We start from the raw sequence: 26,316 nt of genomic DNA on the forward strand, positions 1-26,316 counted from the left end.
CGGGTACCCGCACGTCGTGCTGATCAACCACGAGGTGTCCGAATGAGACTGCGCCGCAGCGACCCGGCTCGTCCCGGCTGGACCCGTCGCCGGCACGGCGGCGGTTTCCGGTACGTGGACGCCACCGGCAACGCCCTCACCGCCGACGACGTGGCGCGGGTGAAGGCCCTGGTCATCCCGCCCGCGTGGCGGGACGTCTGGATCTCCCCGCACCCCAACGGCCACATCCAGGCCATCGGCTACGACGAGGCGGGCCGCCGCCAGTACCTCTACCACGAGAAGTGGCGGATCGACCGGGACGCGGAGAAGTTCGACCGGGTGCTGGAACTCGCCCCGCGCCTGCCGAAGTTCCGCGCGCAGATCGAGCAGGACATGAGGTCGCGGGGCCGCAAGCGGTTGCTCGCCATCGCCCTGCGGATGCTCGACCTCGGCGTGTTCCGGGTGGGCCACGAGCAGTACACCGAGGACAACGGCACCCACGGGGTCGCCACCCTGCTCTGCGAGCACCTCAGCGTGCGCGGCCACCGCGTGCGGTTCCGGTTCCCCGCCAAGCACGGCGTCGAGGTGGACGAGGAGATCACCGACCCCAAGCTCGCCCGCGCCGTCCGGTCGCTGCTCAGGGACAGGACGCCGGACTGCCGCCTCTTCGACCTCACCGCGGACGACGTCAACGAGCGGTTCCGCGAGCTGGTCGGCGCCGAGTTCAGCGTGAAGGACCTGCGCACCTGGCACGCCACGGTCCGCGCGGCCGAGGCGTTCGCCAGGGCCTTGCGGGAACGCGGCAAGCCGTCGAAGCGAGCGGTCAGCGCGGTCATGAAGGAGGTCTCCGGGCACCTGGGCAACACGGCCGCCGTCGCGCGGAAGTCCTACGTGGACCCGCGTCTGGTCGAGGCCTTCGAGAAGGGCGAGGTCATCGGCAACGGCGATCCCGAGCGGGCGGTGCGCAAGCTGCTCAGGAAGCCTTGAGCGCGGCGGCCCGGTCGCACTGCCGGCACCAGACGGCGCCCTGCGCCACCGCCAGCGCCGCGAACCCGCTGAGCAGGTGCAGCGCGTTGCTGCCGGAGTTGACGTTCAGGAAGTTGACCACCTGGTCGTCGTAGCGGGCCGTCCCGAACCCGAAGAGCACCAGGAACGACGCCGCCACGAGCAGGCCGGTGCCGCTCAGCGCCCTCAGGCGCGGGTAGGACAGCAGCAACGCGGCGCCGGCCAGCACGTGGATCGTGTTCTGCAACGGGTTCACGCGCAGCCCCGCGACCCAGGTGTCCGACTCGCCGGCGAAGGACGAGAACCCGGTCGCGAAGAACCCGGCCACGCCCCAGAGCACGAGCACCGCGCCCGTGCCGATCGCCAGTTTCTGGGGCCACCTCAACCGGTTCATGCCGCCAGTATCGCCAGAACCGGACATTCCCGCTCGCCCATCCTCACTCCTCCGCCAGCAGGTCGTGCCGCAGCTGCTCCAGCGACTTGGTGAGCAGCCGCGAGACGTGCATCTGCGAGATCCCGACGCGGCGCGCGATCTCCGTCTGGGTCAGCCGGCCGAAGAACCGCAGGACCACGATGGTCCGCTCACGCCGGGGAAGGCCCCGCAGCATCGGCTGCAGGGCCTCGTGGATCTCGACGCCCTCCAGTGCCGGGTCGTCGACCGTGGAGTTCTCCAACGAGTCGAGCGGCGCGAAGGCGACGTTCTTCTCGACGCGCAGGCCCTCGTAGACGTCGCTCACCGGCACGCCGAGGTGCCGGGCGATCTCGGAGGGCGTGGGGGACCGCCCGGTCCGGTGCGACAGCTCGGCCGTCGCGCCGTCGATCGCGTCGCACAGCTCCTTCAACCGCCGCGGCACCCGCACGGCCCAGCACTGGTCGCGGAAGTGCCTGCGCACCTCGCCGGTGATCGTGGGCACGGCGTAGGACAGGAAGTCCGTCTGCCGACCCACGTCGAACCGGTCGATGGCGTTGATCAACCCGACCGCCGCCACCTGGGCGAGGTCTTCCATCGGCTCGCCGCGTTCGCTGAAGCGGCGGGCGATGTGCCGGGCGAGCGGGAGGTACTCCCGCACCAGCCGGTCCCGCAACGCGTAGTAACGCGGCGAGTCGCGGCCGGTGCGGGCGAGGTCCTCAAACGCCGCGTGCTGGTCGGGCGTCAACGCGCACCGCGATCAGACCTGGGGCGGCGGCGTGACGTCGCCCCGCCAAGCGCCGGTCTCGGTGCCGCGGTTCTCGATGAACTCCTTGAACCGCTTGAGGTCGCCCTCGATCCGGTGGCCGACCACGCCCAGCGCGGCACCCGCCTTCTCGGTGAGGGTCTCGGGCTCGTACTCCATCTGGAGGTGGACCCGCGTCGTGTCGTTGTCGAGCCGGTGGAACGTGACCACACCACCCTGCGGCGGTCCGTCGACCGTGGTCCACGCGACGCGCTCGTCGGGGTGCTGCTCGGTGATCTCCGCGTCGAACTCGCGGACGACCCCACCGATCTTCGTGGTCCAGTGAGTCCTGGTCGGCGTGACCTGGTCGATCTTCTCGACGCCGTCCATGAACGCCGGGAAGGATTCGAACTGGGTCCACTGGTTGTACGCCGTGCTCACAGGAACATGGACGTCCACCGACTTCTCAATGGTGGTCACGAAACCTCCTCCTTCATCTTGGTGTCATCAGGTGAGTACCCAGGTCACTCGGTGTTACACATCGCCTTCAGTCCACTCTGGACAGTCACGGTCGGTGACCGATCGCTCGCCATCCGCGCATCACGAATCCGACCGTGGTGGTCGACATCACGTCCGGTGGCGGCATACTGCTCGGTATGTGACACGGGCCACTAGGAGGCGCTGGTGCTCGAGGCGAACAACCTTGAGGTTGTTTACGACGAGGTGATGCTGGTGCTCCGCGGCGTGAGCCTGCAGGTGCCCCAGGGGAAGGTCGTCGCCCTGCTCGGGGCGAACGGAGCCGGCAAGACGACGCTGATGAGGGCCTTCAGCGGGCTCCTCGACGTGCACGACGGCAAGGTCACCAAGGGGTCGATCACCCTCGACGGTGAACCGATCCACCGCCTCTCACCGGCGAAGATAGCCGACCGGGGCATCAAGCAGGCGCTGGAGGGCCGCCGGATCCTCGCCGAGCTCACGGTGGAGGAGAACCTCAGGGTCGGCGGCCACGCGAGGCCCAAGGCGCTGCGGCGGAACCTCGAACGCTGCTACGAGCTCTTCCCGCGGCTGCTGGAGAGGCGGAGGCAGAGCGCCGGCTACCTCTCCGGCGGCGAGCAGCAGATGCTCTCGATCGGCAGGGCGCTCATGTCCGAGCCCTCCTACCTGCTGCTGGACGAGCCGAGCCTCGGCCTCGCGCCGTTGCTCGTGCAGCAGATCCGCGACCTCGTCGTGAAGATCAACGAGCAGGGCACCACGGTCCTGCTGGTGGAGCAGAACGCCAGCATGGCGCTCTCCATCGCCGACCACGGCTACGTGCTGGAGACCGGCAAGGTCGTCATGGACTCCCCGGCCGCGGCCTTGCTGGAGGACGACGACATCCGCGAGTTCTACCTCGGTCTGGGCACCTCCTCGTTCCGCGCGGTCAAGCACTACAAGCGCAGGAAGCGGTGGCTGTCATGAGCATCCTGCAGGTGAGCGACGTCAGGCTCGCGTTCGACGGGGTCGTCGCCGTCGACGGGGTGTCGTTCGAGGTCGGCGAGGGCGAGCTCTTCGCGGTCATCGGCCCGAACGGCGCAGGCAAGACCTCCATCTTCAACGTCCTGAGCGGTGTCTACCGGCCGCAGCGGGGTTCCGTCCGGTTCGCCGGGCAGGACCTCGTCGGCATGCGCCCGCACCGCGTCGCCGCGGCGGGCATGGCCCGCACGTTCCAGAACATCGAGCTGTTCTCCCACCTCACCGTCGTCGACAACCTCATGCTCGGCCGCCACAACCACATGCGGTACGGCGCGCTGTCCGCGTTCCTCTGGCTCGGCAGGGCGCGCCGGGAGGAGCTGGAGAACAGGGCGGCGGTCGAGCGGGTGATCGACTTCCTGGAACTGGAGCAGTGGCGGCGGCTGCCGGTCGGCCTGCTGCCCTACGGGGTGCAGAAGCGCGTCGAGCTGGGCAGGGCGCTCGCGATGGAACCCCGGCTGCTCCTGCTCGACGAGCCGGTCGCGGGCATGAACGTCGAGGAGACCGAGGACATGGCCAGGTTCATCCTCGACGTCCGCGAGGAGCTGTCCATCCCGATGATCATGGTGGAGCACGACATGGGTCTCGTCATGGACCTCGCCGACCGGGTGATGGTCATGGACTTCGGCCGTCCGATCCGCACCGGCACGCCAGCCGAGGTGCAGCAGGACCCCGACGTCATCCGCGCCTACCTCGGCGAGCAGCACCGGAGCGTGGCGCCATGACGACCACCGTCGTGAGTCGCGTGCGGGACAGGGCGGCCGCCACCGGAGACCAGATCGCGTTGCGCGCCAAGGACTTCGGCATCTGGCAGGAGGTCAGCTGGGCCGGCTACTGGGCGAACGTCGAACTGGTCGGCAACGCGCTGCTCGCGCTCGGCCTGCGGCCGGGCGACCGGGTGGCGATCCACTCGGAGAACCGGCGGGAGTGGCTCTACGCCGACCTGGGCACCGTCGCGGCGAGGGGCACCACCGTCGGGCTGTACCCGACGAACCCGCCCTCCGAGGTCGCCTACCTGCTGTCCCACTCCGGTGCGCGGATCCTCGTCGCCGAGGACCAGGAGCAGGTCGACAAGGCGCTGGCGGTGCTGGAGGACGCGCCGGAGCTGGAGTGGATCGTCTACGTCGAGCCCAGGGGCATCAAGGGCCGCTACGACAACCCCAAGCTGCTGTCCTGGGCCGACTTCCTGGAGCTGGGCGCGCGGCACCGGGAGGAGAACGCGGGCGAGCTGGCCGGGCGGATGGCGGAGACGACGCCGGACGACGTCATGACGTTGATCTACACCTCCGGCACCACCGGGCCGCCCAAGGGGGCGATGCTGACCGTGGCGAACGTCGAGTTCGCCGTCCGCGTGCTGGTGGAGGGCGGCGGGTTCACCTCGCCACCGCCGTCCTCCGCCGACGTCACGCTGTCCTACCTGCCGCTGTGCCACGTCGCCGAACGGATCTTCACGACGTGGTTCAGCGCCGCCTCCGGCGTGCAGGTGCACTTCGCCGAGTCGATCGAGACCGTGCAGGCGAACCTGCGCGAGGTGCAGCCGACGATCCTGTTCGGCGTGCCGCGCATCTGGGAGAAGGTGCTGGCCTCGGTCACGATCGGTGTCTCCAGCGCGGGCCGGCTCAAGCGGTCCGTCGCCCGGTTCTGGCTGCGCAGGGCCGAGGGCATCGGCGAGACGCTCGTGCGGACCGGCGGCAGGCACACCCCGCGCAGCAGGCTGGTCTACGCGCTGGGCTGGCTGTGCTGCTTCCGCGCCCTGAAGACCAGGATCGGCATGCGGCACGTCCGCTACGCCGCCTCCGGCGCCGCGCCGATCGCCCCGGACGTGCTGAAGTTCTTCATGGGCATCGGGGTGCCGATGCACGAGGTCTACGGCATGACCGAGAACACCGCCGTGGCCACCGGGAACCGGCCGGGGCGGGTCAAGCTCGGCACGGTCGGCGAGCCGCAGCCCGGCACCGAGCTGCGCATCGACCCCGGGACCGGCGAGATCCTCACCAGGCACGGCGGCACGTTCGCCGGCTACTGGCGCGATCCCGAGGCCACGCGGCGCGTGCTGACCGACGGCTGGCTGCACACCGGCGACGTCGGCGAGTGGGTCGACGGCACGCACGTGAAGATCACCGACCGGATGAAGGACATCATCATCACCGCGGGCGGCAAGAACATCGCGCCCTCGGAGATCGAGAACGCGCTGAAGACCTCGCCGTACGTCAAGGAAGCCGTGGTGATCGGCGACCAGCGCCCCTACCTCGTGGCGCTGATCGGCATCGAGTACGAGACGGTCGGGCACTGGGCGCAGCAGCGCAGGATCCCCTACACCACCTACCGGGACCTGTCGGAGAAGCCGGAGGTCCGCGAGCTGGTGCAGACGATCGTGACGGAGGTGAACGAGAGGTTCGCCACCGTCGAGCAGATCAAGAAGTTCCGGATGTTCCCCAAGGAGCTCGACCACACCGACGGCGAGCTGACGGCCACGCAGAAGGTGAAGAGATCCGCGCTGGGCAAGATGTTCGACGATCTCGTGGAGAGCATGTATGGATGAGTTTCTCCAGTCGTTGGTCCGAGGCCTCGGCACCGGGTCGATCTACTCGCTGCTCGCGCTCGGCTTCGTGATCATCTACAAGTCGACGCAGGTGATCAGCTTCGCGCAGCCGGCGTTCATGCTGGCGGGCGCGGTGCTGGTCTCGTACCTCTCGCCCGCGGTGTCGTTCTTCGGGGCGGTGCTGGTCGCCGCCGCGCTGATCGCGGTGCTGGCGCTGGGCGTGGAACGCACCGTGCTGCGGCCGATGGTCGGCAAACCGGTGTTCGTGGTCGCGATCATCACCATCGGCGTGGACGTCGTGGTGCGGGTGGTGACCAACGCGTTCATCGGCCTGGACGTGCGCCAGGTCGGCGATCCGTGGGGCCTCACGACGATGTCGTTCCTGGGCGTCGAGGTGCAGCAGCGGTACCTGGTGATGATCGGGACCACCGCTGTCGTCACGGTCGCGTTGTTCGCGTTCTTCCGCTACTCGCGGATCGGGCTCGCCATGCGGGCCGTCGCCCACGACCAGGAGGTCGCGCTGGCGCAGGGGATCTCGGTCGGTTCGGTGTTCGCGCTGTCGTGGGCGCTGGCGGGCGGGCTCGCCGCGCTGGCCGGTGTGTTCGTGGCGACCGGCGCGGGCGTCGACCAGCAGCTGTGGATCGTGGCGCTGAAGGCGTTGCCCGCGATCATCCTCGGCGGGCTGGAGTCGCTGGGCGGCGCGGTGGCAGGCGGGCTCGCGGTCGGCGTCGTCGAGTCGCTCTTCGGCACGTACCAGGGTGATTTCGCGCCGTGGCTCGGACCGAACTTCGGGCTGGTCGCGCCCTACGCGTTGATGCTGCTCGTGTTGCTGGTCAGACCGTACGGGTTGTTCGGCAAACGAGAGGTGGAACGGCTGTGAAGGCACTCAAGGGCCGGCCTGAGCTGTACACCTCCTACGCGCAGGACATGGCGTTCCTGAACACGCGTCCCAAACGCGCGTGGACGGGCGGTCTTGTCGTCTTCGCCCTGGTGGTCCCGTTCCTGATCACGGACGACCTGCTGCAACTGCTCGCGACCGGGTTCGTGGCCGCGATCGGCGCCATCGGGCTCAACATCGTCACGGGGTACGCGGGCCAGGTCTCGCTGGGCCACGCGTTCTTCCTCGCGATCGGCGCGTACACGGGCGCCGCCCTGAGCGGTTCCCAGACCGGGCGGGTGATCGGGTTCGGCATCACGTCGCTGCCCGTCTGGCTGCTGGCCTCGGGACTGGTGGCCGCGTTCTTCGGCGTCCTGGTGGCGCCGGTGGCGGTGCGGCTGCGCGGTCTCTACCTCGCGATCGTCACGCTCGGGCTGGTCTTCCTGGGCGAGCACGTGTTCCGGGAGTGGACCTCGCTCACCGGCGGTCCCGGCATCGGGCGGCCCGCTGCGGTCCCCGAGCTCTTCGGCGTGCGGCTGGACAGGGACAACGCGCTGTTCACCGCGGCCCAGCAGCTCTACCTCGTCATGTTCGTGCTGCTGGTCATCTTCGGCGTGCTGGCGCGCAACCTGGTGCGCTCGCGGGTGGGGCGGGCCTTCGCCGCGGTGCGGGACCGCGACCTGGCCGCGTCGGTGATCGGCGTGGACCTGACGAGGTACAAGGTACTGGCGTTCGCGGTGTCCTCGTTCTACGCGGGGGTGGCGGGCGCGTTGCTGTTCGTGGTGAACGGGTTCTTCGACCCCGGCTCGTTCAGCCTGCTGTTGTCGGTCCAGTACATCGCGATGGTGCTCATCGGCGGCGCGGGCACCATCTCCGGAGCGGTCATGGGCGCGCTCTTCATCACGCTGCTGCCACGCATCACCAGGGAACTGCCCGCGGTGCTGCCGTTCGTCAGTGGTGACGCGACCGGTGTGATCACGGTCTTCCAGCTGGAAGCCGTGCTCTACGGCGTGCTCATCATCGTGTTCCTCATCGTCGAGCCACGCGGGTTGTTCGGCATCTGGGTCCGCGTCCGCAACTACTGGCGCACCTGGCCGTTCTCGTACTGAGGAGAGAATCCCCATGTCCGGTAAGAGATTTGCCACTGTGAGAGTCGGCGCCGCCATCTTCGCGGGTGCGCTGGCGCTCGCCTCGTGTCGCGGCGGGGACGGCGCCGCGCCCCAGGAGGGCGCGGGCGGCATCAAGGTCGACGCGGGCGTCACCTCCGAGGCCTGCCCGCAAGCCGTCGACAAGTCCAAGGGCTGCATCTACCTCGGCACCATCTCCGACCTCACCGAGGGCCCGTTCAAGACGCTGGCCGTGCCGATCACCGAGGCGCAGAAGGCGTTCTGGAAGCGCGTGAACGACCGCGGCGGCATCGGCGGCTACGAGGTCGACGTCACCAAGTACGTCAAGGACAACAAGTACAACCCGCAGATCCACAACCAGGTCTACCAGGAGATCAAGGGCAACGTCCTGGCGCTGACGCAGACGCTCGGCTCACCGACCACCGCCGCGATCCTGCCGGACCTCGAGAACACCCAGATGGTGTCGGTGCCCGCGTCGTGGACGTCGTTGTGGGGCTTCGAGGAGGTCGTGCTGGAGTCCGGCGCGAACTACTGCGTCGAGTCGATGAACACCGTCGACTACGCCGTCGACGAGCTCGGCGCGAAGTCCGTGATGGCCGTGCACCTCGCCGGTGACTACGGCGACGACGCCGCCGCCGGAGCGAAGATCGCGGCGGAGAAGCGCGGCCTCGCGTTCGAGAACGTGACGACGCAGACCGGCCAGGACAACCAGGGCGGCGCGATCGACGCCGTGGTGTCCAAGAAGCCCGACCTGGTCGTGCTGACGACGGGCCCGACCGACGCGGCGGTGATCATCGGTCAGGCCGCCGCCCGCGGCTACAAGGGCAGGTTCATCGGCACCTCGCCGACGTGGAACCCCGGTCTGCTGAAGTCGCCGGCCGCTCCCGCGATCAAGGCGCTGTACCTGCAGTCGGCGCCGTGGAAGGCGTGGAACACCGAGTCGGTCGGTCACACCGCGCTGCGCGCCGCGTTGCCCGGTGTGACGCCGAACGACGGCTACACCGCCGGCTGGGTGTGGGCGTACCCGCTGAAGGCCGCCCTGGAGAAGGCCGCCGCCAACAAGGACCTGACCCGCGCCGGCGTGTTGAACGCCGTGCGCCAGCTCACCTCCGTGGACTACGAAGGCATGCTCCCCTCCGGCGCGGGCAACTTCTCCGCCTCGCCACAGGACGCGACGTTCCGCCAGACGCTCATCTACAAGCCCGACGACGCCGCTCCCACCGGGGTGTCACTGGTGGAGGAGTTCTTCACCGGTCCGACGGCGAAGGACTTCAAGTTCGAGAAGCCCTGCTACCAATGAACCGAACGGGTGACACTCGACGCTGACCCCGGCGATCCGTGACTAGTCTCGCTGGTGAGCCGGCCGTGGAAGGTGGTAGCGGTGTTGTCGTGCGTCGAGGTTCGCCGAGCCACCGGAGGTCTCCGGTTGTTCGTCCGTCCCCCGGCCGCGCTGCGGTGGAGCGCGCGGCTGGGGTACGAGCGGGTGACCGAGCTGCTGGTCGCGATTCGTCAGGCCGAGGCCTGCGCGGTGCCGGACGTGGCACTGCGCTACGTGCCGGACCAGCGCACGGGTGAGGCGGTCCTGGCGTGCGGGACGGGGTCCGTGCTCCTCGACGCCGAAGAGGTGTCCGCGTTGCACAACACCCTTCGCGCGCACATGCCCGACCGGATGCGGCCGCTGCCCGTCTAGTCACCGGCCGCGTCCGGTCTGCTCGATCCTGTTCAGCGCTGGTCGACCGGCGCCGGTGAGCTCGCCTCGGGCACGAGGACCGCGGGCGCGCCGGAGCCGTCGGCCGGCACCGACCACACGTCGTTCGAGCCGTCGTCGCGCTGGAGGGAGTACGCGACGGTCCGGTCGTCGATCCAGGCGGGCTGGTCGTCGACGCTGCGGGTCTCGGCGAGCGGGGTGACCGCGCGGGTGGCGAGGTCGAGCACGGAGACCCGCCAGCCCTTCTGCGGATCGCCGTCGACCGCGGCCTTGTAGGCGATGCGGGTGCCGTCGGGGGACAGCGACGGGCACTCGACGTTGTCCGAGTCCGTGAGCGGGCGGACGGTCCTCGCGGCGAAGTCGCCCTCGAGCAGGTAGCGGTGGCCGCCAGTGGACATGGTGGCGTAGAAGCGGTTGTCGTCGGCGGTGAACGTGACACCCCAGTAGTTGACGTCGACCGGCCGTTGCGGCATGCCCTCGACGGTGAACTCCTCCAGCGACTGCACGAGCGCGCCGGTCTTGGTGTCGAGGATGCCCGTGCTCGTGGAGAAACCGTTGGCGGCGTAGGAGTGCCCGTCGACGAACAGGGTCCACGCCACCATCCGGCCGCTCGCGGACACCCGCGTGCGGTTCGGGAAGCCGGTCAGCGGAACGGTCTTCAGCTCCTTCAGGCCGCGGTCCAGCACGGCCAGCTCGCCCGCTTTGAGCGCGCCGACCGGGCGCAGGCACGAGATGGTGCCCGCGGCGGAGTACACGCGGTCGCACCGCTGTTCGGTCACCTCGCGCGGACCGGCGGGATCGGTGCGCGACACGGTGGAGAGCGTGCCGTTGGTCAGCACCATCAGCCGTGGACCGCTACCTGCCGCAACGGAGTGCGCTGCCTCTTCGGGTGGTGCGCCGGACAGCACGGTGTAGCCCACGGCGACGCCACCGAGCAGCACGGCGGCGATGAGCGTGATCAGCAGTCGGTTGTTCATGAGCGGCGACGTCCCAGGAGTGCGGCGGTGGCGATCAGGGCCAGGACGACCGCGCCCGCGGCGGTCCTGGTGGCGGCCTCGGGGCTCGCGAACTGCCAGGCGAGGCCGAACAGCACGGACGAGCCGAGGTAGGCGAGCGCCTGCCCGCTCTGGATCAGCGCGATGCCGGTGGTGCGCAGGCGCTCCGGCAGCACCGGGCCGGCGAGAGCCATCAGCACGCCGTCGGTGGCCGCGTAGAAGACGCCGTAGAGCAGCACGACCGCGACCAGCAGCGGCCAGCCGCCGACCGGGCCGTGGATCAGCAGGTAGACGAGCAGCAGCGCGACGTAGCCGCCCAGCATGACCTTCAGCCTGCCGACCCGGTCGGCCAGCGCGCCCAGCGGTGCGGCGAGCAGCAGGTAGACGAGGCTCGTGCCGACGGCGAGCAGCGGGAACCAGCCGAACGCGAGCCCCTCCCGCTTCTGCAGCAGCAGGTACACGAACCCGTCGCCGATCGTCACCAGGCCGAGCAGTGCCGCGGCGAGCACGAGCCGGCGGACCGCCGGGTCGCCGAGCAGCGCGAGTTTCAGCGGTTCCTTGCGCTGCAGCGGTTCCGGCCGGTCGCGCACGTAGAGCACGAGGACCAGCACGCCGAACGCGGCGATGCAGGAGCTGGTCACGAACACGGCGTCGAACGACTGCGCGGAGGCCGCGAGGACGGCCATCGCGACGAGCGGCCCGGCGAACGCGCCGATGCCGTCCATCGCCCGGTGCACGCCGAACGCGCGCCCCAGGTCCCCGCTGGGGGTGGACAACGTGATCAGCGCGTCCCGGGGCGCGGTGCGCAGACCCTTGCCCGCGCGGTCCGCGGTGATCACGAGGCCCAGCGCGGTCATCGAGTTGCCCGCGGCCAGCAGGCCGAGCTTGGCCACCGCGGAGAGCCCGTAACCGAAGCCCGCCACGGCCTTGCGCCGGTTGGTCCGGTCGGCGAGGTAGCCGCCGGCGAGTCGCAGGAGGGTGGTGGCGCCGGTGTAGACGCCGTCGATCAGCCCGTACGCGGCCGGGCTGAGCTGGAGGCCGATGACCAGGTACAGCGGCAGGACGGCCGCCACCATCTCCGACGACACGTCGGTGATGAGGCTGACCGCGCCGAGCGCGAAGACGTTGCCGCTCAGCCCTTTCCAGTTCGCTGACTTGGGTCGGTCGATCGTGGACAGGTACAACGTCGGCCTCCAGCCCTGGCGGGCGCGTCAGTGACAGGCGGTGGTGCCGCTGTCGGTGTAGGTCTTGCCCGCCTCCGGCACGAACTGCCAGTCGAAGCTGTCGCTGTGCAGCGTCAGCTTCAGCACGCCGCGCGTGCCGGTGTTGCGCGCCTCGCTGTTGGGCTTGATCGTGCCGAAGCCGTAGGCGCCGGCGCCGCCCATGCCCGCGACGAACGTGCGGATGCCGCGGGCGGTGTCGAGCCCGCCGCTGGGGTTCTGCGGGGCGAACCGCTCGTACTGGTGGTTGTGGCCGAAGATCACCACGTCGGCGTTGTTGTCGTACAGCGCCTGGAACAGCGGCCGGGTGGCCGTCGAGGGCGCGTGGTTGGCCCCGCTGGTGAACAGCGGGTGGTGCCAGTACGCCGCGGTGCACGGCTTCGTGTTCGCCGCCAGGTCCTGGCGCAGCCACTGCTCCTGCGCGCTGCCCGCCGACGTGCTGATGTTGGAGTTCAGCGACACCACGTGCCAGTTGCCGATGTCGTAGGAGTAGTAACCCCGTCCCGACGGACCGGCCTGCGCCCCGAAGTAGTTGTAGTACCCGGTGGCGCCGCTGGTGTGGTAGTCGTGGTTGCCCGGCGACGGACGCGTGCGCGCCTTGTGCCTGCCCCAGGTGGGCTCGTAGTAGGAGCTGAACTGCGAGGCGGTGCCGTCCGGGTAGACGTTGTCGCCGGTGGTGAAGACCGTGCCCTGGATGTTGTCCAGCAACGCGGCCGTCGCGGTGTCACCGGAGCCGGAGTCGGCGATGTCGCCGGCGCCGACGAGGACCGGGTCGCCGGGTGGCGGCGTCGTTCCGCTGGTGACCACGAGCTGCGGGGCGGTGGACGAGCCGCTTTCCCGCGAGTCGTAGTCGGCGCCGTCCGTGCTGCTGGACGTGATGGCGATGCCGAACGTGCCGTTGCCCGTGACGAGGCCGGTGACGTCGACCTCGTACCAGGCGTTGCGCACGACGGACCCGAGGGAGCCGAGCGTGGCGCCGTCGATCGCGGGCTGGTTGTTCCAGGTGACCGCGGTCTCGGTCCAGCCGGTGTCGGCCATCGCCCGGAACGTGCCACCGTTCGGGCTTTCCGCACCGGCGACGTCGTCGGTGTGGATGCGCAGCTTGGCGTTGCTGACGGCACCGCTGGTCCCGGACACGGTGAACTTGAGGAACGTCCGCTTGATCGGCGAGTTGTCGGTGCCGAGCTGGCCGGAGGTGCCGTGGTTCGTGCCGGTGGCGGAGCTGTCGACGTAGGTGTCGGCGGTGGGGGTGAACGTGGTGGTGGCCGCGTGGGCGGTGGTGGAGGCGGTGAGTGTGGCCGCCGTGACGATGACGGTGGAGAGCACGGCTATGGGAGCCCTGCGACGTGACATGCCGGCGCGCTTCCTGTTGACGGACATGGGCCGTCGGGAACGTTAGAGCCGGATCGATCGATGCCCGATGATCGGGCGAAGGCGGTTCGGTGAACTGCGGGCAAATGACGTTATTGCCCCGCAACGGTATTTCCGCGGCGGACCGGTGCTCTGTACCGGTATGGCAGTGGAGGTCCACGCCCCCCGCTGGCTCGCGGCGGTGCCGGGAGCCGAGCTCGTGGCCGGGCTGGACGAGGTGGGTGCGCGCGCGGCCGAGGGGCACCGCGTGACGGCGCTGATCGACCTCGTGCCGGCCACCGTGCCGCGGTTGCGGGCCCTCGCCACCGAGGCGGTGGGGGAGGGCGCGCGCAAGGTCCGGGTGCGGCCGCGCGGCGTGGACCGGGTCGGCCTCGTCCACGCGGCGGTGGAGCTCCAGCGGGTCGCCGACGACGACGCCGTCGAGGTCCAGTTCGACGTCACCTCCGCCGCGCTGCTGCGGGCCAACCCCGGGGCGTTCGTGCGGGCCGACCCGCTCGTGGTGAAGGCCGACGGGACGGTCGTGCCGATCTGCGCCGGGCTGGAGCGCTACGCGCTGGGCAGGCTCGGGTCGATGGACGACCTGGTGCGCGCGTGGGACCCCGGACCGGTCCGCGAGCTGTGCGAGGCGGCCCTGACCAGCGCGCTGGCCGACACCGGGCCGCTCGTGCCCTGGTACGAGCACCTCATCCGGACAGCAGCCGGGACGCGGACCGGGTGTTGATCACGCGGTCCGGTGGGACACCGCACTCCTCGGCCCGCGCGCAGCCGTAGTTCAGCCAGTCGAGCTGGCCGGGTGCGTGCGCGTCGCTGTCGATCGAGAACGTGCAGCCCGCGTCGACGGCGAGGGACAGCAGCCGGCGCGGCGGGTCGAGCCGCTCGGGCCGCGAGTTGATCTCGACGGCGGTGTTGCCCGCGGCGCAGGCCTCGAAGACCCGTTCCGCGTCGAACTGCGACTCCGGGCGGCCCTTGCCCACGACCAGGCGCCCGGTGCAGTGGCCGAGGACGTCGACGTGCGGGTTCGCCACCGCGGTGAGCATCCGCTCGGTCATCTCCGCCCCGGGCATCCTCAGTTTCGAGTGGACGCTCGCGACCACGACGTCCAGCCGTTCCAGCAGGTCTTCGTCCTGGTCGAGCGAGCCGTCGTCGAGGATGTCGACCTCGATCCCGGTGAGCACCAGGAACGGCGCCAGTTCGGCGTTCAGCTCGGCGACGACCTCGAGCTGCTTCTCGAGGCGGTCCCTGCTCAGTCCATTCGCGACGGTCAGGCGCGGGGAGTGGTCGGTCAGGACCATGTACTCGTGGCCGAGGTCCCTGGCCGCCTCGGCCATGTCCCTGATCGGGCTGCCGCCGTCGGACCAGTCGGAGTGGACGTGGCAGTCGCCCTTGAGCTTCGCGCGCAGCTCCTCGCCGCCGGTGATCTCGACGTGGCGCAGCTTCGCGAGGTAGGACGGTTCCCGGTTCGCGAGCGCGTCCACGACCACGCCGGCCGTCGACTTCCCGACGCCCTTCAGGTCGGTGAGCGTGCCGAGCCGCGCCCGCTTCTCGACGTCGGCGGGGTCGAGCTCCGCCAGGACGGCGGCCGCGTTGCGGAACGCCTGGACGCGGTAGGTCGGCTCACCCGCCCGCTCCAGGTGGAAGGCCACCTGCTTCAACGCCTTGACCGGATCCATACCTCTTCCTACCCCATCCGCCGCCCGCACGCCTTCCGCTGCTCCTGGCCGGTTGAGACCCAGCGGACACCGCGGTGAATTTCACCCGACCTTCGGAGGTGTCGACGGGGGCGGCGGCTGCGGAAGCGTTCAACCGCTGGCCGACGACGGAGGGGTGCGTGGTGAGGAAGCGTTGGGGCGCGGCGGCTTTGGCCGTTCCGCTGTTCATGTCACCGGTGGGAACGGCCCAGGCGGCGGGGCCGTTGGACGAGTACTACGGCCAGGCGGTCGCCTGGGCCGAGTGCTCGGAGGGGTGGGTCACCCCGTCGACGGGGTCGAGTGCGCCACGGTCATCGTGCCGATGGACTACCGCAACCCCGGCAACGGCAACCTGGAGATCGCCATCTCGCGCAAGAAGGCGACCGATCCCGCGCGCCGCAGAGGCGTGCTGATGACCAACCCCGGCGGCCCCGGCGGTTCCGGTCTGGGCGCGGTGCACTGGTTCAACGCCCAGACCGACGTGCTGCGCGTCTACGACGTCATCGGGATGGACCCGCGCGGTGTCGGCCGCTCCACGCAGCTGCGGTGCGTCGCGACGCGGTCCGACGACGAGTTCCCGTCGCGCCCAACGGACTCGCAGCTCTCGAACTGGTCGGAGTACGCCCGTGCCGTCGAGGAGAACTGCCAGCGCGGCGGCGGCGAGATGCGCCGGTTCGTCTCGACGATGAACACCGCCCGCGACATGGACGTCATCCGCGGTGCCCTGGGGGAGAAGAAGATCTCCTACGTCGGCTACTCCTACGGCACGCAGCTCGGCGCCGTCTACGGCTCGATGTTCCCCGCGCGCCTCGACCGCAGCGTGCTGGACTCCGCCCTGGACCCGCTGAAGACGTGGCACGAGCAGGACGTCGACGTGGTGGATGCGATCACCGACAACCTCCGCAAGTGGACGGAGTGGACCGCCGCCCGCAACGGCACCTACGGCCTCGGCTCCACCGCCGCGGCCGTGCGCGGTGAGCTGGACGCCATCGCGGCGAAGCTGGCCGCGGGCCCGTACGGCGGCTACGCCGACGTCACGTCGTTCGACTACGCGGTCGGTGCCACCCGCTACCGCCGTTCGTGGGCGGCGTTCTCCCGGCACATCGCCTCGATCAAGGCCGGTGCCGCCGACCCCGGTGAGGCGTCCGCGATCGTCGCCGCGCTGAGGAGGGGTGACATCGAACCGACCTCCGCCGGCACCTACCAGGCCGTCGTGTGCGAGTGGGACTGGTTCACCGACGTCAACACCTACTACAACGACATGAAGCGCTGGCGCGACACCAACCCCTACGGCGGCACCGTCGACTACATGGCGCCGACCAACTGCACGTTCCGCGCGTTCACCCGCCCGGAGACGATCCCGGCGATCACCCGCGAGTACCCGGCGGGGATCGTGGTGAACTCCGACGGCGACACCCAGACGCCGCTGGCCAACGGGAGGGTCATGGCTGGGCACCTCAACCAGCCGCTGATCAGCGTGTCGAACGACGGCCAGCACGGGCACTACGCGTTGCGCCGCAACGCCTGCGTCGACGCCCTGGTCAACAAGTACCTGGTGGCGGGGATCCTGCCGGCCTCACGGGTGACGTGCGCGGGAACGGACATCGCGGAGACCGTGCCGCCGGGTGCCGCGGCCGCGTTGTCGGGGTCGTCCTCGCGGCCGCTGAGCGACGTCCTCGCCGAGATCGCGGCGGAGACCAAGCCGTTCTGACGTCCCGGCCGGTGCGGCGGCACGTGCCCGCCGCACCGGGCCAGGCGGGAGGCACGACCCGGCCGAGTCGTTTGCCCACGCCTTCCTCCCGGTAGCGCGCGATGGTCCCGGTGAGCTGCTCGGACGCGCGCTCGACGGCCGCCGGGCCTGGTCGCGCTCGCTGGTGACGGCGCTGAGGACCAGCCCCGTCCGCGCCACCGTGCCGTTGAACGCCTGCAGCACGATCATCGTGGTCAGCAGGCCGCTCGACGCGAAGTGCCCGCCGGCCGTCGACAGCACCGCCGCCACAGAGATGATCACGGCGTACGGCGCGGCGACCGCGTGCCGGAACCGCAGCGCCGCCCAGATCAGCATCGGGAACACGAGGAACGGCAACCGCGACTCGCTGACCGTCACCAGGGACGCGAGCACCGCGGTGGTGGCCGAGGGCGAGGACCAGACCGGCCTGCGCGGTCGCGTAGTACGCGAGCGCGACAACGGCGGCGGTGGCACGGAATGCGGCGTTCAACGGCACATGCTCCCCTCGGACGCACCCAGCCGCCAGGCTTCGCACCCGGCGTACCCACCTCCGATTCGTTCCGCGGGTAGCGCACCGGCGCCGACCGGGCCGGACCGCGGTCCGGCTCGCCGGCGCGGGCCGGCTCCGCCACGCTGACCTCGCGGCTCGCGACCGGCCCGGCGCGACCGCGAGCGGTGAGCTGTCCGGAGTTGAGTTGACCTCGGCTGGCGGTTGCGCCAGGGGGCAGACAACTAGTACCCGTTGGTAACAAGCCGGGACGAGGGGACGCATGAGGACCACATTCACGACCTGCCCGCTGTGCGAGGCGACGTGCGGGCTGGAGCTGACGGTCGAGGGCGACCGCGTCACGAAGGTGCGCGGCGACCGCGAGGACGTCTTCAGCAAGGGCTTCCTGTGCCCCAAGGGCGCCTCGCTCGGCTCGCTCGACGCCGACCGGGACCGGCTCACCACCCCGCTGGTCAACCACGGCGGCGAGTTCCGGGAAGTGACCTGGGACGAGGCCTTCCGGTACGTCGACGAACGCCTGCGGGACTTCCCCGACCGCGACTCGATCGCGCTGTACCTCGGCAACCCCGTGGTCCACTCGCTCGCGGGCGGCCTCTACGCCGGAGCACTGCGCAAGGCGCTGGGCAGCCGCAACGTCTTCACCGCGAGCACCGTCGACCAGATGCCCAAGCAGGTCCAGTGCGGCCACATGTACGGCAGCGTCTTCTCGATCCCGGTGCCCGACATCGACCGCACCGACTTCATGCTGGTGCTGGGCGCGGACCCGTTCTCGTCCAACGGCAGCCTGTGGACGGTTCCGGACGCGCCCGGCCGGTTCAGGGACCTGCGCGGGCGCGGCGGCTCGTTCGTCGTCGTGGACCCGCGCCGCAGCCGCACCGCGCAGGCCGCCGACCAGCACGTCGTGATCCGGCCGGGCACGGACGTGTTCCTGCTGCTCGCGCTGATCCACGAGCTGTTCGCGCAGGACCTCGTCAACCTCCGCGATCTCGCCGGGCACGTCACCGACCACCGGGTGATCCGCGAGCACGTCGTGCCGTTCAGCCCCGAGGCCGTGAGCGAGCGCACCGGCGTCGACGCGCGGACGATCCGCGAGCTGGCCAGGAGACTGGCCGCGGCCGACCGCGCCGCCGTCTACGGCCGCATCGGCACGACCACCGTCGAGTTCGGCACGGTGGCGTCGTGGGCGGTCGACACGCTCAACGTCCTCACCGGCAACCTGGACCGGCCGGGTGGGGTGATGTGGCCGCTGCCCGCGCACGGCCGGCGTGGTCCCGGCCGGGGCGAGGGCTTCGGCGTCGGCCGCTGGCGCAGCCGGGTCAAGGGCCATCCCGAGGTGATGGGGGAGTTCCCCGCGGTCACGCTGGCCGACGAGATCGAGACGCCCGGCGAGGGACAGGTCAGGGCACTGATCACGATCGGCGGCAACCCCGCGCTGTCGCTGCCGAACTCGGCCAGGGTGAGCGCCGCCCTGGCCGGGCTGGACTTCATGGTCAGCGTCGACCCCTACCTGAACGAGACCACGAGGCACGCGGACGTCGTCCTGCCGGCGCCGCCGCCGTCCCGGCGCGCCCACTACGACCTCGCGTTCTTCAACAACTCCGTGCGCAACGTCGTGAAGTACTCGCGCGCGCCGATCCCGCTGGAGCCGGGCAGGCTCGACGAGACGGACATCTTCTTCCGGCTCACCACGATCCTCGGCGGAATGGGCCCTTCCGCCGATCTCGACGCGCTGGCGGCGCAGCAGCTCGCGGACCTGCGGCGCAAGCTCGGCGCCGATTTCGAGCCGGAGGGCGAGACGCGCGAGGAGCGGTTGCTGGACCTGAAACTGCGCACCGGCGCGTACGGGGTGTCGCTGCGGCAGTTGCTCGACCACCCGCACGGTGTCGACCTCGGCCCGCTCACCCCGCGGCTGCCGGAGGTCCTGCGCACGCCGTCGGGGAAGGTCGAGCTGACGCCGCAGCCGATCGTGGACGACCTGCCGCGCGTGCGGGAGGCGCTCGGCGCAGGGGAGACCGGCGCAGGGGAGACCGGCGCAGGGGAGACCGGCCTGCTCCTCGTCGGCCGCCGGCACCTGCGCACCAACAACTCCTGGATGCACAACGTGCCCGCGCTCGTGAAGGGCAAGCCGTTGTGCACGCTGCTCGTCAACCCCGCCGACGCCACCCGGATCGGCCTCGCCGACGGCGCCACCGCCCGGGTCACCTCGCGCGTCGGCGAGGTCGAGGTGCTGGTCGAGGTGACCGGCGACATCGCACCCGGCGTGGTGTCGATGCCGCACGGCTGGGGTCACGACCAGCCGGGCACGCGGCTCACCGTCGCCCGCGAGCACGCCGGCGCGAACGTCAACCTCCTCACCGACGACCTCCGCATCGACCCGCTCTCGGGCACGGCCGTGTTGAACGGCACCCGCGTGCGGGTCGTGCCCGCCTGATCCGCCGACGCGCAGAAGCCGAACGAGGAGCCGCCATGACCGCAGTCGCCAGCCCGAACGCGGTGCGAGCCGTCCGCCGGACAGCAGACCTGCCGTTCCTCGCCGAGCAGGCGTACGGCGACGCGGTGGCGTGGCGGTTCAAACAGGACGGTGAGTGGCGCACGCGGTCCTACGCCGAGGTCGCCGAGCTGGTGCTGGACCTCGCGTCCGGGTTCGTCCACGCCGGACTCCGGGCCGGGGAGCGGGTCTGCGTGCTCGCGAACACCCGTCCGGAGTGGACGGCGGTCGAGCTGGCCGTGCTCGCGGCGGGCGGGATCGTCGTGCCGATCTACCCGTCCAGCACGCCGGAGGAGATCGCGTGGGTGGCAGGCGACTCGGGCGCCGCGATCGTGGTGGCGGAGGACGAGTCGCAGTGCGCCAAGGTCGACGCCGTCCGCGGCGGGCTCCCGGAGCTGCGCGCCGTGTTCACGATCGACCCCGCCGGCGACCGCCAGGCGGTCGCCGGGCTGCGCGACGCCGGCCGCACCTCGCCGCTGGCCGCGGAGCTCGACGCCCGCCGTGCCGCGATCAGGCCCGGCGACCCGAGCCTGATCATCTACACCTCGGGCACCACCGGCCCGCCCAAGGGCTGCGTCCTGACCAACACCAACCTGGTCGCGTTGTGCCGTCTCGCCGAAGAGACCCGCATCGACGCGATGACCGGCACCGTGTACCTGTTCCTGCCGCTGGCCCACGTCTTCGCGCAGATCGTCATGTTCTCCACGATGTACCGCGGCGGCGAGCTGGCTTACTTCGGCGGGGACATGGCGGCGATCGTGCCGGAGCTCGCCGAGGTGCGGCCGACGTTCCTGCCCTCGGTGCCGCGCGTCTTCGAGAAGATCTACACGCTTGTCACCTCGGCCGTGCCGCGGGAGCAGCTCGACCAGGCCGTCGCGCTCGGACTGGAGGTGCGGCGCAGGCGAGCCGCGGGCGAGCCCGTCCCACCGGAGATGGCCGCCGCGTTCGAGGCGGCCGACGTGGTGTTCGCCAAGGTGCGCGCGGTGTTCGGCGGCCGGCTCGCGCAGGCGCTGTCCGGTGCCGCGCCGATCTCCCGCGACGTCCTGCGGTTCTTCCACGCGGCCGGGGTTCCGGTGCTGGAGGGGTACGGCATGACCGAGTCCACCGCCGTCGGCACGCTCAACACGCTGGACAGCTTCAAGCTCGGCTCGGTCGGTGCGACCGGCCTGGCGGGCCTGGAGATGAAGGTGGCGGAGGACGGCGAGCTGCTCATGCGCGGCCCGCACGTCTTCGCGGGCTACTGGCGCAACGACGAGGCGACGGCGGCCGCGATCCGGGACGGCTGGCTGCACACCGGCGACCTGGGCGAGATCGACGCGGATGGTTTCGTGACGATCACCGGGCGCAAGAAGGACATCATCATCACCGCGGGTGGCAAGAACATCGCGCCGGCCAACGTGGAGAACGTCCTGCGGCAGTCCCGCTGGATCTCGCACGCGGTGCTGTTCGGCGACCGCAAGCCGTACTGCGTGGCCCTGATCACACTCGACGCGGACGAGATCGTGCCGTGGGCGACGGCACGTGGTTTGCCCTCCGATGTCGAATCTTTGGTGGGTCACCCGGAAGTGAGAGCGTTGGTGCAGCAAGTTGTCGACGAAGCGAACTCGCACTTCGCCAGTGTTTCCCAGGTGAAGAAGTTCGTGCTGCTCACCCGCGATCTGTCCCAGGAGGAAGGTGAGCTGACGCCGACGTTGAAGGTCAAGCGGGCGGTGGTGCACCGTGTTCACGCTGAGTTGTACGAAGGGCTCTACGAGTAACCCGTACGTACGAGAAATCCAAAAACAGGTACATCCACCCTGGCGATTTCCTTCCGCTCAGGGCAGAGTGGGACACCAAGCGGCACCAGGCCCCCTCCCCCCTCGGGCCCGCCGCTTCGCGGCCCCGGCTCACGGCGTACTCCCCCCCAGACGCCCTCGCCGGGGCCGCCTTGTCTCACCTGCGAGGCGGTGTCGTCGTCCCGCGCACGACGAGCTGCGTCTCCGCCACCACCTGCGGCGCCTCGGTGTGGTCCGAGTCGAGCCAGTCCAGCAGCAGGTTCACGGCCGTGCGCCCCGCCTGCGCCACGGGCATCGCCACCGTGGTCAACGCGGGTGAGCACAGCGAGGCGTACATGAGGTCGTCGAACCCGGTCACGGACACGTCGAGGGGCACCGAGATGCCGCGGTCGCGCAGCCGTGCCAGCACGCCGAGCGCCATGATGTCGTTGTAGGCGACGATCGCCGTCGGGCCGGCCGCCACGGCCAGGTCCGCCGCCTGCAGCCCGCCCTCGTAGCGCGGCGCGAACGGTCCCAGGTCGACCAGGTCCACACCGTTCTCGGCGACCGCCGTCATCAGTCCACGGCGACGCTCCTGGTTGGACCACGACGTGCGAGGCCCGTTCAGGTAAGCGATCCGCCGGTGTCCCAATGCGACGAGGTGGTCGACGATCGCGCGCATGCCACCGGCGGAGTCCATCACCGCGGCGGGCACGCCGGGCAGGCGGCGGTTCAGCAGCACCAGCGACGTCGCCCCGGCCACCTCGTGCAACTGGGAGTCCTCCAGGCCCGGCGCGCACAGCACGACACCGTCCACCTGCTTCGCCATCGCGTGCACGAGCTTCGCCTCGGCCACCGGGTCCTCGTCGCTGTCCGCCACGAACACCGCGTAGTCCGCCTGCGTCGCCCGTGCCTGCACGGCCTTGAGCACGCCGGTGAAGAACGGGTTGTCGAGGTCCGGCACGACGATGCCGATGTTGCCGGTCTTGCCGGTGATCAGCCCCCTGGCCGCCCGGTTGGGCTGGTAGCCGAGCTCCGCGGCGGCGGCCAGCACCCGCGACCGGGTCTCCGGGCGCACCAGCTCAGGCGAGGTCAGCGCCCGGGAGACGGTGGCGACCGACACGTGCGCCCTGCGTGCCACGTCGCGGATGGTGACTGCCACTGGTACCTCACCCTCGTGCCGGTTCGGCCAATCATGACGGGTGAGGCGGGGGAACCGGCGAACAGGTTGATCACGCCGGCGCCGCCGCGCCGGGCGGGTCCGAAGTGGACCGCGGTGCGCGGGGACCGGGTTCACGCGCACCGCGACCTGATGGCGGTGGCGCGGGGTGGGAGGTGGCGGCGGCACCCGCTCCTCCCGAGGTCCCCGGAAGGCCCGCCTACGAGAACGACGTGGAACCCAGGCGAGGCCTAGTGCGCGTCGGGCTCGGGGTCGCGGCCCGGCCGGGACAGGAACTCGAAGTCGCAGCCCTGGTCCGCCTGGGTGATGTGCTCGTAGTAGAGGGCGCCGTAGCCGCGTTCGAACGTCGGCGGGGGCGGGGTCCACGCGGCGCGTCGCCGTCGCATCTCCTCGTCGGAGATCTCCACCCGCAGCACCCGCGCCTCGACGTCGAGCGTCACGAGGTCGCCGTCGCGCACCAGGGCCAGCGGCCCGCCGACGTGCGCCTCCGGTGCCACGTGCAGAACGCAGGCGCCGTAGGAGGTTCCGCTCATCCGCGCGTCCGACACGCGCACCAGGTCGCGGACGCCCTCGCGCAGGAGCTTGTCCGGGATCGGCAGCATCCCGTGCTCCGGCATGCCGGGCCCGCCCTTGGGGCCGCTGCCCGCCAGCACGATCACCGAGTCGCGGGTCACCTCCAGATCGGGGTCGTTGATCCGCGCCTGGAGGTCCCGGTAGCCGTGGAACACCACGGCGGGCCCGGTGTGCCGCCACAGCGAGGGGTCGGCCGCCACGTACTTGATCACCGCACCGCCGGGCGCCAGGTTGCCGCGCAGCACGGCCAGGCCGCCCTCGGCGGAGATCGGGTCGTCCACCGGCCGGATCACCGACGGGTCGTGCACCTCGGCGCCGGCGAGGTCCTCGCCGAACGTCCGGCCCGTCACCGTGATCCGGTCGAGGTGCAACGACCCGCGCAACCGCGACAGCAGGCCGCGCAACCCGCCCGCGTAGTAGAAGTCCTCCATCAGGTGCTCGCCCGCGGGCTGGACGGAGGCGAGCACCGGCACCTCGCGCGACAACCGGTCGAAGTCGTCCAGCGCCAGCGGGATCCGCGACCGCCCGGCCATCGCGATCAGGTGGATGTACGAGTTCGTCGAGCCGCCCAGCGCCAGCACGGTCCTGATCGCGTCCTCGTACGCCTCCGCGGACAGCACGTCGCCGATCGCCAGGCCTTCCCGCACCATCTCGACGATCCTCGTGCCGGCCGCCGCGGCCATCCGGTGGTGCGCCGAGTCCACGGCCGGGATCGACGACGCGCCCGGCAGGGTGAGCCCCAGCGCCTCGGCGGCGGCGGTCATCGTCGAGGCCGTGCCCATGGTCATGCACGTGCCGGGGGAACGGGCCAGCCCGGACTGGATCTCCGCCCAGTCCGCGTCCGAGATCGTCCCGGCCCGCTTCTCGTCCCAGTACCGCCACATGTCCGTGCCGGACGCGAGCTTCCCGCCGCGCCAGTGGCCGCGCAGCATCGGCCCGGCGGGCACGAAGATCGTGGGCAGCCCGGCGGACGCGGCTCCCATCAGCAGCGCGGGGGTGGTCTTGTCGCAGCCGCCCATCAGCACGCAGCCGTCGACCGGGTAGGAGCGCAGGAGCTCCTCGGTCTCCATCGACAGCAGGTTGCGGTACAGCATCGGGGTCGGCTTCTGGAAGGTCTCCGACAGCGTGGCGACCGGGAACTCCAGCGGGTGGCCGCCGGCCGCCCAGACGCCGCGCTCGACCTGCCCGGCGCGCTCGCGCAGGTGCATGTGGCACGGGTTGATGCCGCTCCACGTGTTCAGGATCGCGATGACCGGCTTGCCGAGGTGCTCGGCCGGGTTCAGGCCGAGCTGGCGCATGCGGGCGTTGTGCGAGAACGCCCGCAACCCCTCGCCCTCGAACCACGCGGCGCTGCGCAGGCCCTTCCCGGTCACAGCAGGTTCCACGAGCTCAGCACCACGCCGACGGCGGTGCGGTCCGCCTCCGCCAGCACGGAGGCGGGCGGCCGCACGTCCCGGCGGCACAACCCGAGCTGCGCCAGCGCCTCCTTCACCACCGACACGTTGCCCGCCGACTCGTCCGCGGCGCGCAGCTCCTCGAACGGCCGGACGAACTCCCAGAACTCCATCGCCGCGCCGAACTCCCCGGCCCGCAGCGAGCGGAACATCTGCACCGGCAACTGCGGCGCCACGTTCGCGAGCCCGGACGTGAACCCCGTCGCCCCGACCGCGAAGCAGCCCGGCGCCGACAGCTCGGCGAGCCCGGCGACCCACGTCAGCCGGTCCAGCCCGGCGTCGCGGGCCACCGAGGCGAACCGGACCGGGTCGGCCACCGCGTACTTCACGCCCACGACGTTCGGGCAGGCCTCGGCCAGCGCGGCGATCTGCGCGCCGCCGATGCGCGGGCTCCGCACGTAGGGCACGACGCTCAGCTCGGGCACCGCCGCCGCGATCACCCGGTGGTAGTCGACCCAGCCGTCGAGCGACACGTACGGGTGCGCCGGCTGGTGGACCATGACGCCCCGCGCGCCCGCCCGGTCGGCACTCCGCGCCGCCGCCACCGCGGAGTGCAGGTCGTGCCCGACGCCGGCGATGACCGCCGCGCGGTCCGCGACCGCGTCCACGGTGATCCGCAGCGCGCGCTCGGCCTCGGCAGGCGACAACGTGGCGAACTCGCTGGTGTTGCCGTTCACCGTGACGACCGAGATGCCGCCCTGCACCATCCGGTCCACGACCGCGGCGTAGCTCTTCTCGTCGATCTTCCCGTCGGCGTCGAACGGCGTGACGGTGATCGCCACGACGGACGCGAGCTGTTCGGAGAGGTCATCGAAGGACATCGGAGAGCTCCCGCACCACTCGGTCGGCGAAGGTCTGGACGTGGCGGTGGAGGAGCTCGGCGGCGAGCTCGGCGCTGCCGCGCACGGCGGCGGCGAGGATCGCGCGGTGCTCCGCGGCCTCGTCGTCCCAGCTCGGGTGGATGCCCCAGCCGGCCACGGTGATCAGCGCGGCCTGGTCGCTCAGCCCGTCGAGGACCTCGACCAGCAACGGGTTGTCGCACCCGGCGTAGAGCGCGCGGTGGAAGCGGCGGTTGGCGAGCGAGCGCCGGGCCAGGTCGGGGACGTCCTCGAGCGCGGAGGCGGCCTCGTCGAAGGAGGCCCCGAGCCGGACCGAGCGCCGCAACGCCTCCGGCTCCAGCAGCAGGCGCACGTCGTAGACGGACCGGGCCAGCTCGGCGTCGACCGTGCGGACCGCGGCCCCGCGGTACGGGCTCATCACGACGAGCCCCGACCCGGCGAGCGTCTTGAGCGCCTCGCGCACCGGCGTCTTCGAGACGGCGAGGGCCGCCGCCAGATCTGTTTCCACGAGCGCCTGACCGGGCTTCAGCTTTCCGTTGAGAATCGCTTCTTTGATCGATTCCAGAACGAAGTCCGTCCGCGACGCGGGAGGTGCCGTCACCCGGTCATACATCAT

At 71.0% G+C, this 26,316-nt stretch carries 23 protein-coding genes and 1 pseudogene; 12 read left to right on the plus strand and 12 right to left on the minus strand.

Going from position 1 to position 26,316, the window contains the following annotated elements:
* Positions 1-42: 42 nt before the first annotated feature.
* Positions 43-966 carry a DNA topoisomerase IB gene (locus tag BMW88_RS22995; RefSeq protein ID WP_089953746.1) on the plus strand — a complete coding sequence of 308 codons (924 nt, stop codon included), beginning with the start codon at positions 43-45 and terminating at the stop codon, positions 964-966.
* On the opposite strand, the gene BMW88_RS23000 is transcribed toward BMW88_RS22995, so the two are convergent.
* Genes BMW88_RS23000 through BMW88_RS23010 form a run of 3 tightly spaced genes read right to left on the minus strand, consistent with a single transcriptional unit; the run spans position 953 to position 2,618 of the window.
* Positions 953-1,378, minus strand: coding sequence for a DUF4383 domain-containing protein (locus BMW88_RS23000; protein ID WP_177221253.1), 426 nt, complete (start codon positions 1,376-1,378; stop codon positions 953-955). The two genes, BMW88_RS22995 and BMW88_RS23000, sit on opposite strands and share 14 nt — an antisense overlap.
* Positions 1,379-1,421: 43 nt before the next feature.
* Positions 1,422-2,141, minus strand: coding sequence for a SigB/SigF/SigG family RNA polymerase sigma factor (locus BMW88_RS23005; RefSeq protein ID WP_089953749.1), 720 nt, complete (start codon positions 2,139-2,141; stop codon positions 1,422-1,424).
* 12 nt (positions 2,142-2,153) lie between these two features.
* The gene (locus BMW88_RS23010; RefSeq protein WP_089953751.1) at positions 2,154-2,618 is read right to left on the minus strand and encodes an SRPBCC family protein; all 465 of its coding nucleotides are present in this window, start codon (positions 2,616-2,618) and stop codon (positions 2,154-2,156) included.
* 204 nt (positions 2,619-2,822) lie between these two features.
* On the opposite strand from BMW88_RS23010, the gene BMW88_RS23015 reads away from it, so the two are divergent.
* From BMW88_RS23015 to BMW88_RS23045, 7 genes are all read left to right on the plus strand, one after another.
* Complete coding sequence (locus BMW88_RS23015; RefSeq protein ID WP_089953753.1) at positions 2,823-3,596, plus strand: ABC transporter ATP-binding protein; 774 nt, start codon at positions 2,823-2,825, stop codon at positions 3,594-3,596.
* Entirely contained in the window at positions 3,593-4,372 is a 780-nt protein-coding gene (locus tag BMW88_RS23020) for an ABC transporter ATP-binding protein (RefSeq protein WP_089953754.1), read from the plus strand. The genes BMW88_RS23015 and BMW88_RS23020 overlap by 4 nt, the downstream gene beginning before the upstream one ends.
* Entirely contained in the window at positions 4,369-6,189 is a 1,821-nt protein-coding gene (locus tag BMW88_RS23025; RefSeq protein ID WP_089953756.1) for an AMP-dependent synthetase/ligase, read from the plus strand. Before BMW88_RS23020 ends, BMW88_RS23025 begins: the two co-directional genes overlap by 4 nt.
* The gene (locus tag BMW88_RS23030) at positions 6,182-7,069 is read left to right on the plus strand and encodes a branched-chain amino acid ABC transporter permease (protein WP_089953758.1); all 888 of its coding nucleotides are present in this window, start codon (positions 6,182-6,184) and stop codon (positions 7,067-7,069) included. The genes BMW88_RS23025 and BMW88_RS23030 overlap by 8 nt, the downstream gene beginning before the upstream one ends.
* Positions 7,066-8,175, plus strand: a complete 1,110-nt coding sequence (locus BMW88_RS23035; protein WP_218148176.1) for a branched-chain amino acid ABC transporter permease — start codon at positions 7,066-7,068, stop codon at positions 8,173-8,175. Before BMW88_RS23030 ends, BMW88_RS23035 begins: the two co-directional genes overlap by 4 nt.
* 37 nt (positions 8,176-8,212) lie before the next feature.
* Positions 8,213-9,493: an ABC transporter substrate-binding protein gene (locus BMW88_RS23040; protein WP_218148177.1), complete on the plus strand. Its 1,281-nt coding sequence runs from the start codon at positions 8,213-8,215 to the stop codon at positions 9,491-9,493.
* A 126-nt stretch (positions 9,494-9,619) separates the two neighbouring features.
* Positions 9,620-9,883 (plus strand): hypothetical protein, encoded by a 264-nt coding sequence (locus BMW88_RS23045; protein WP_143116202.1) that lies wholly within the window; start codon positions 9,620-9,622, stop codon positions 9,881-9,883.
* Positions 9,884-9,915: 32 nt separating this feature from the next.
* Here the strand turns inward: BMW88_RS23045 and BMW88_RS23050 are convergent, their stop codons facing one another.
* From BMW88_RS23050 to BMW88_RS23060, 3 genes are read right to left on the minus strand one after another with little or no spacing between them, the layout of a single operon-like run.
* A complete protein-coding gene (locus tag BMW88_RS23050) occupies positions 9,916-10,878 on the minus strand; it encodes a TolB-like translocation protein (RefSeq protein ID WP_089953762.1) in 963 nt (320 codons plus the stop codon).
* A complete protein-coding gene (locus BMW88_RS23055) occupies positions 10,875-12,080 on the minus strand; it encodes an MFS transporter (protein WP_089953764.1) in 1,206 nt (401 codons plus the stop codon). The genes BMW88_RS23050 and BMW88_RS23055 overlap by 4 nt, the downstream gene beginning before the upstream one ends.
* A gap of 27 nt (positions 12,081-12,107) precedes the next feature.
* Positions 12,108-13,496 carry a CBM96 family carbohydrate-binding protein gene (locus BMW88_RS23060; RefSeq protein WP_245777993.1) on the minus strand — a complete coding sequence of 463 codons (1,389 nt, stop codon included), beginning with the start codon at positions 13,494-13,496 and terminating at the stop codon, positions 12,108-12,110.
* A 133-nt stretch (positions 13,497-13,629) separates the two neighbouring features.
* On the opposite strand from BMW88_RS23060, the gene BMW88_RS23065 reads away from it, so the two are divergent.
* Positions 13,630-14,208 carry a hypothetical protein gene (locus BMW88_RS23065; protein WP_177221254.1) on the plus strand — a complete coding sequence of 193 codons (579 nt, stop codon included), beginning with the start codon at positions 13,630-13,632 and terminating at the stop codon, positions 14,206-14,208.
* Here the strand turns inward: BMW88_RS23065 and BMW88_RS23070 are convergent.
* Positions 14,171-15,157, minus strand: a complete 987-nt coding sequence (locus tag BMW88_RS23070; RefSeq protein ID WP_089953767.1) for a PHP domain-containing protein — start codon at positions 15,155-15,157, stop codon at positions 14,171-14,173. The two genes, BMW88_RS23065 and BMW88_RS23070, sit on opposite strands and share 38 nt — an antisense overlap.
* A gap of 280 nt (positions 15,158-15,437) precedes the next feature.
* Between BMW88_RS23070 and BMW88_RS23075 the strand changes: the two genes are divergently transcribed.
* Entirely contained in the window at positions 15,438-16,886 is a 1,449-nt protein-coding gene (locus BMW88_RS23075; protein WP_089953769.1) for an alpha/beta fold hydrolase, read from the plus strand.
* A gap of 213 nt (positions 16,887-17,099) precedes the next feature.
* On the opposite strand, the pseudogene BMW88_RS44495 reads toward BMW88_RS23075, so the two are convergent.
* Positions 17,100-17,378 (minus strand): annotated as a pseudogene (locus BMW88_RS44495) (hypothetical protein); the annotation flags it as partial.
* Positions 17,379-17,674: 296 nt separating this feature from the next.
* Between BMW88_RS44495 and BMW88_RS23085 the strand changes: the two are divergent.
* Positions 17,675-19,843, plus strand: coding sequence for a molybdopterin-dependent oxidoreductase (locus BMW88_RS23085; protein ID WP_089953772.1), 2,169 nt, complete (start codon positions 17,675-17,677; stop codon positions 19,841-19,843).
* Between the two features lie 35 nt (positions 19,844-19,878).
* Positions 19,879-21,657 (plus strand): AMP-dependent synthetase/ligase, encoded by a 1,779-nt coding sequence (locus BMW88_RS23090; RefSeq protein WP_089953774.1) that lies wholly within the window; start codon positions 19,879-19,881, stop codon positions 21,655-21,657.
* A 175-nt stretch (positions 21,658-21,832) separates the two neighbouring features.
* Here BMW88_RS23090 and BMW88_RS23095 read toward each other — a convergent pair whose 3' ends face one another.
* The 4 genes from BMW88_RS23095 to BMW88_RS23110 all read right to left on the minus strand — a co-directional run bounded on the left by BMW88_RS23095 (position 21,833) and on the right by BMW88_RS23110 (position 26,316).
* Positions 21,833-22,816: a LacI family DNA-binding transcriptional regulator gene (locus BMW88_RS23095; RefSeq protein ID WP_089953776.1), complete on the minus strand. Its 984-nt coding sequence runs from the start codon at positions 22,814-22,816 to the stop codon at positions 21,833-21,835.
* Positions 22,817-23,064: 248 nt separating this feature from the next.
* Positions 23,065-24,792: an L-arabinonate dehydratase gene (gene araD, locus BMW88_RS23100; RefSeq protein ID WP_245777994.1), complete on the minus strand. Its 1,728-nt coding sequence runs from the start codon at positions 24,790-24,792 to the stop codon at positions 23,065-23,067.
* Positions 24,777-25,682 carry a dihydrodipicolinate synthase family protein gene (locus tag BMW88_RS23105; protein ID WP_089953779.1) on the minus strand — a complete coding sequence of 302 codons (906 nt, stop codon included), beginning with the start codon at positions 25,680-25,682 and terminating at the stop codon, positions 24,777-24,779. The genes araD and BMW88_RS23105 overlap by 16 nt, the downstream gene beginning before the upstream one ends.
* Positions 25,669-26,316 carry a GntR family transcriptional regulator gene (locus tag BMW88_RS23110; RefSeq protein ID WP_245777995.1) on the minus strand — a complete coding sequence of 216 codons (648 nt, stop codon included), beginning with the start codon at positions 26,314-26,316 and terminating at the stop codon, positions 25,669-25,671. The genes BMW88_RS23105 and BMW88_RS23110 overlap by 14 nt, the downstream gene beginning before the upstream one ends.

It is taken from the genome of Lentzea xinjiangensis, from assembly GCF_900110955.1.
GTDB lineage: Bacteria > Actinomycetota > Actinomycetes > Mycobacteriales > Pseudonocardiaceae > Lentzea > Lentzea xinjiangensis.

Coding starts and splice junctions, on each gene's coding strand:
- BMW88_RS23070 (WP_089953767.1), bottom strand. CDS start 15,157: ATGGATCCGGTCAAGGCGTTGAAGCAGGTGGCCTTCCACCTGGAGCGG.
- BMW88_RS23085 (WP_089953772.1), top strand. CDS start 17,675: ATGAGGACCACATTCACGACCTGCCCGCTGTGCGAGGCGACGTGCGGG.
- BMW88_RS23060 (WP_245777993.1), bottom strand. CDS start 13,496: ATGTCCGTCAACAGGAAGCGCGCCGGCATGTCACGTCGCAGGGCTCCC.
- BMW88_RS23105 (WP_089953779.1), bottom strand. CDS start 25,682: ATGTCCTTCGATGACCTCTCCGAACAGCTCGCGTCCGTCGTGGCGATC.
- BMW88_RS23000 (WP_177221253.1), bottom strand. CDS start 1,378: ATGAACCGGTTGAGGTGGCCCCAGAAACTGGCGATCGGCACGGGCGCG.
- BMW88_RS23025 (WP_089953756.1), top strand. CDS start 4,369: ATGACGACCACCGTCGTGAGTCGCGTGCGGGACAGGGCGGCCGCCACC.
- BMW88_RS23110 (WP_245777995.1), bottom strand. CDS start 26,316: ATGATGTATGACCGGGTGACGGCACCTCCCGCGTCGCGGACGGACTTC.
- BMW88_RS23065 (WP_177221254.1), top strand. CDS start 13,630: ATGGCAGTGGAGGTCCACGCCCCCCGCTGGCTCGCGGCGGTGCCGGGA.
- BMW88_RS23020 (WP_089953754.1), top strand. CDS start 3,593: ATGAGCATCCTGCAGGTGAGCGACGTCAGGCTCGCGTTCGACGGGGTC.
- BMW88_RS23090 (WP_089953774.1), top strand. CDS start 19,879: ATGACCGCAGTCGCCAGCCCGAACGCGGTGCGAGCCGTCCGCCGGACA.
- BMW88_RS23030 (WP_089953758.1), top strand. CDS start 6,182: ATGGATGAGTTTCTCCAGTCGTTGGTCCGAGGCCTCGGCACCGGGTCG.
- BMW88_RS22995 (WP_089953746.1), top strand. CDS start 43: ATGAGACTGCGCCGCAGCGACCCGGCTCGTCCCGGCTGGACCCGTCGC.
- BMW88_RS23050 (WP_089953762.1), bottom strand. CDS start 10,878: ATGAACAACCGACTGCTGATCACGCTCATCGCCGCCGTGCTGCTCGGT.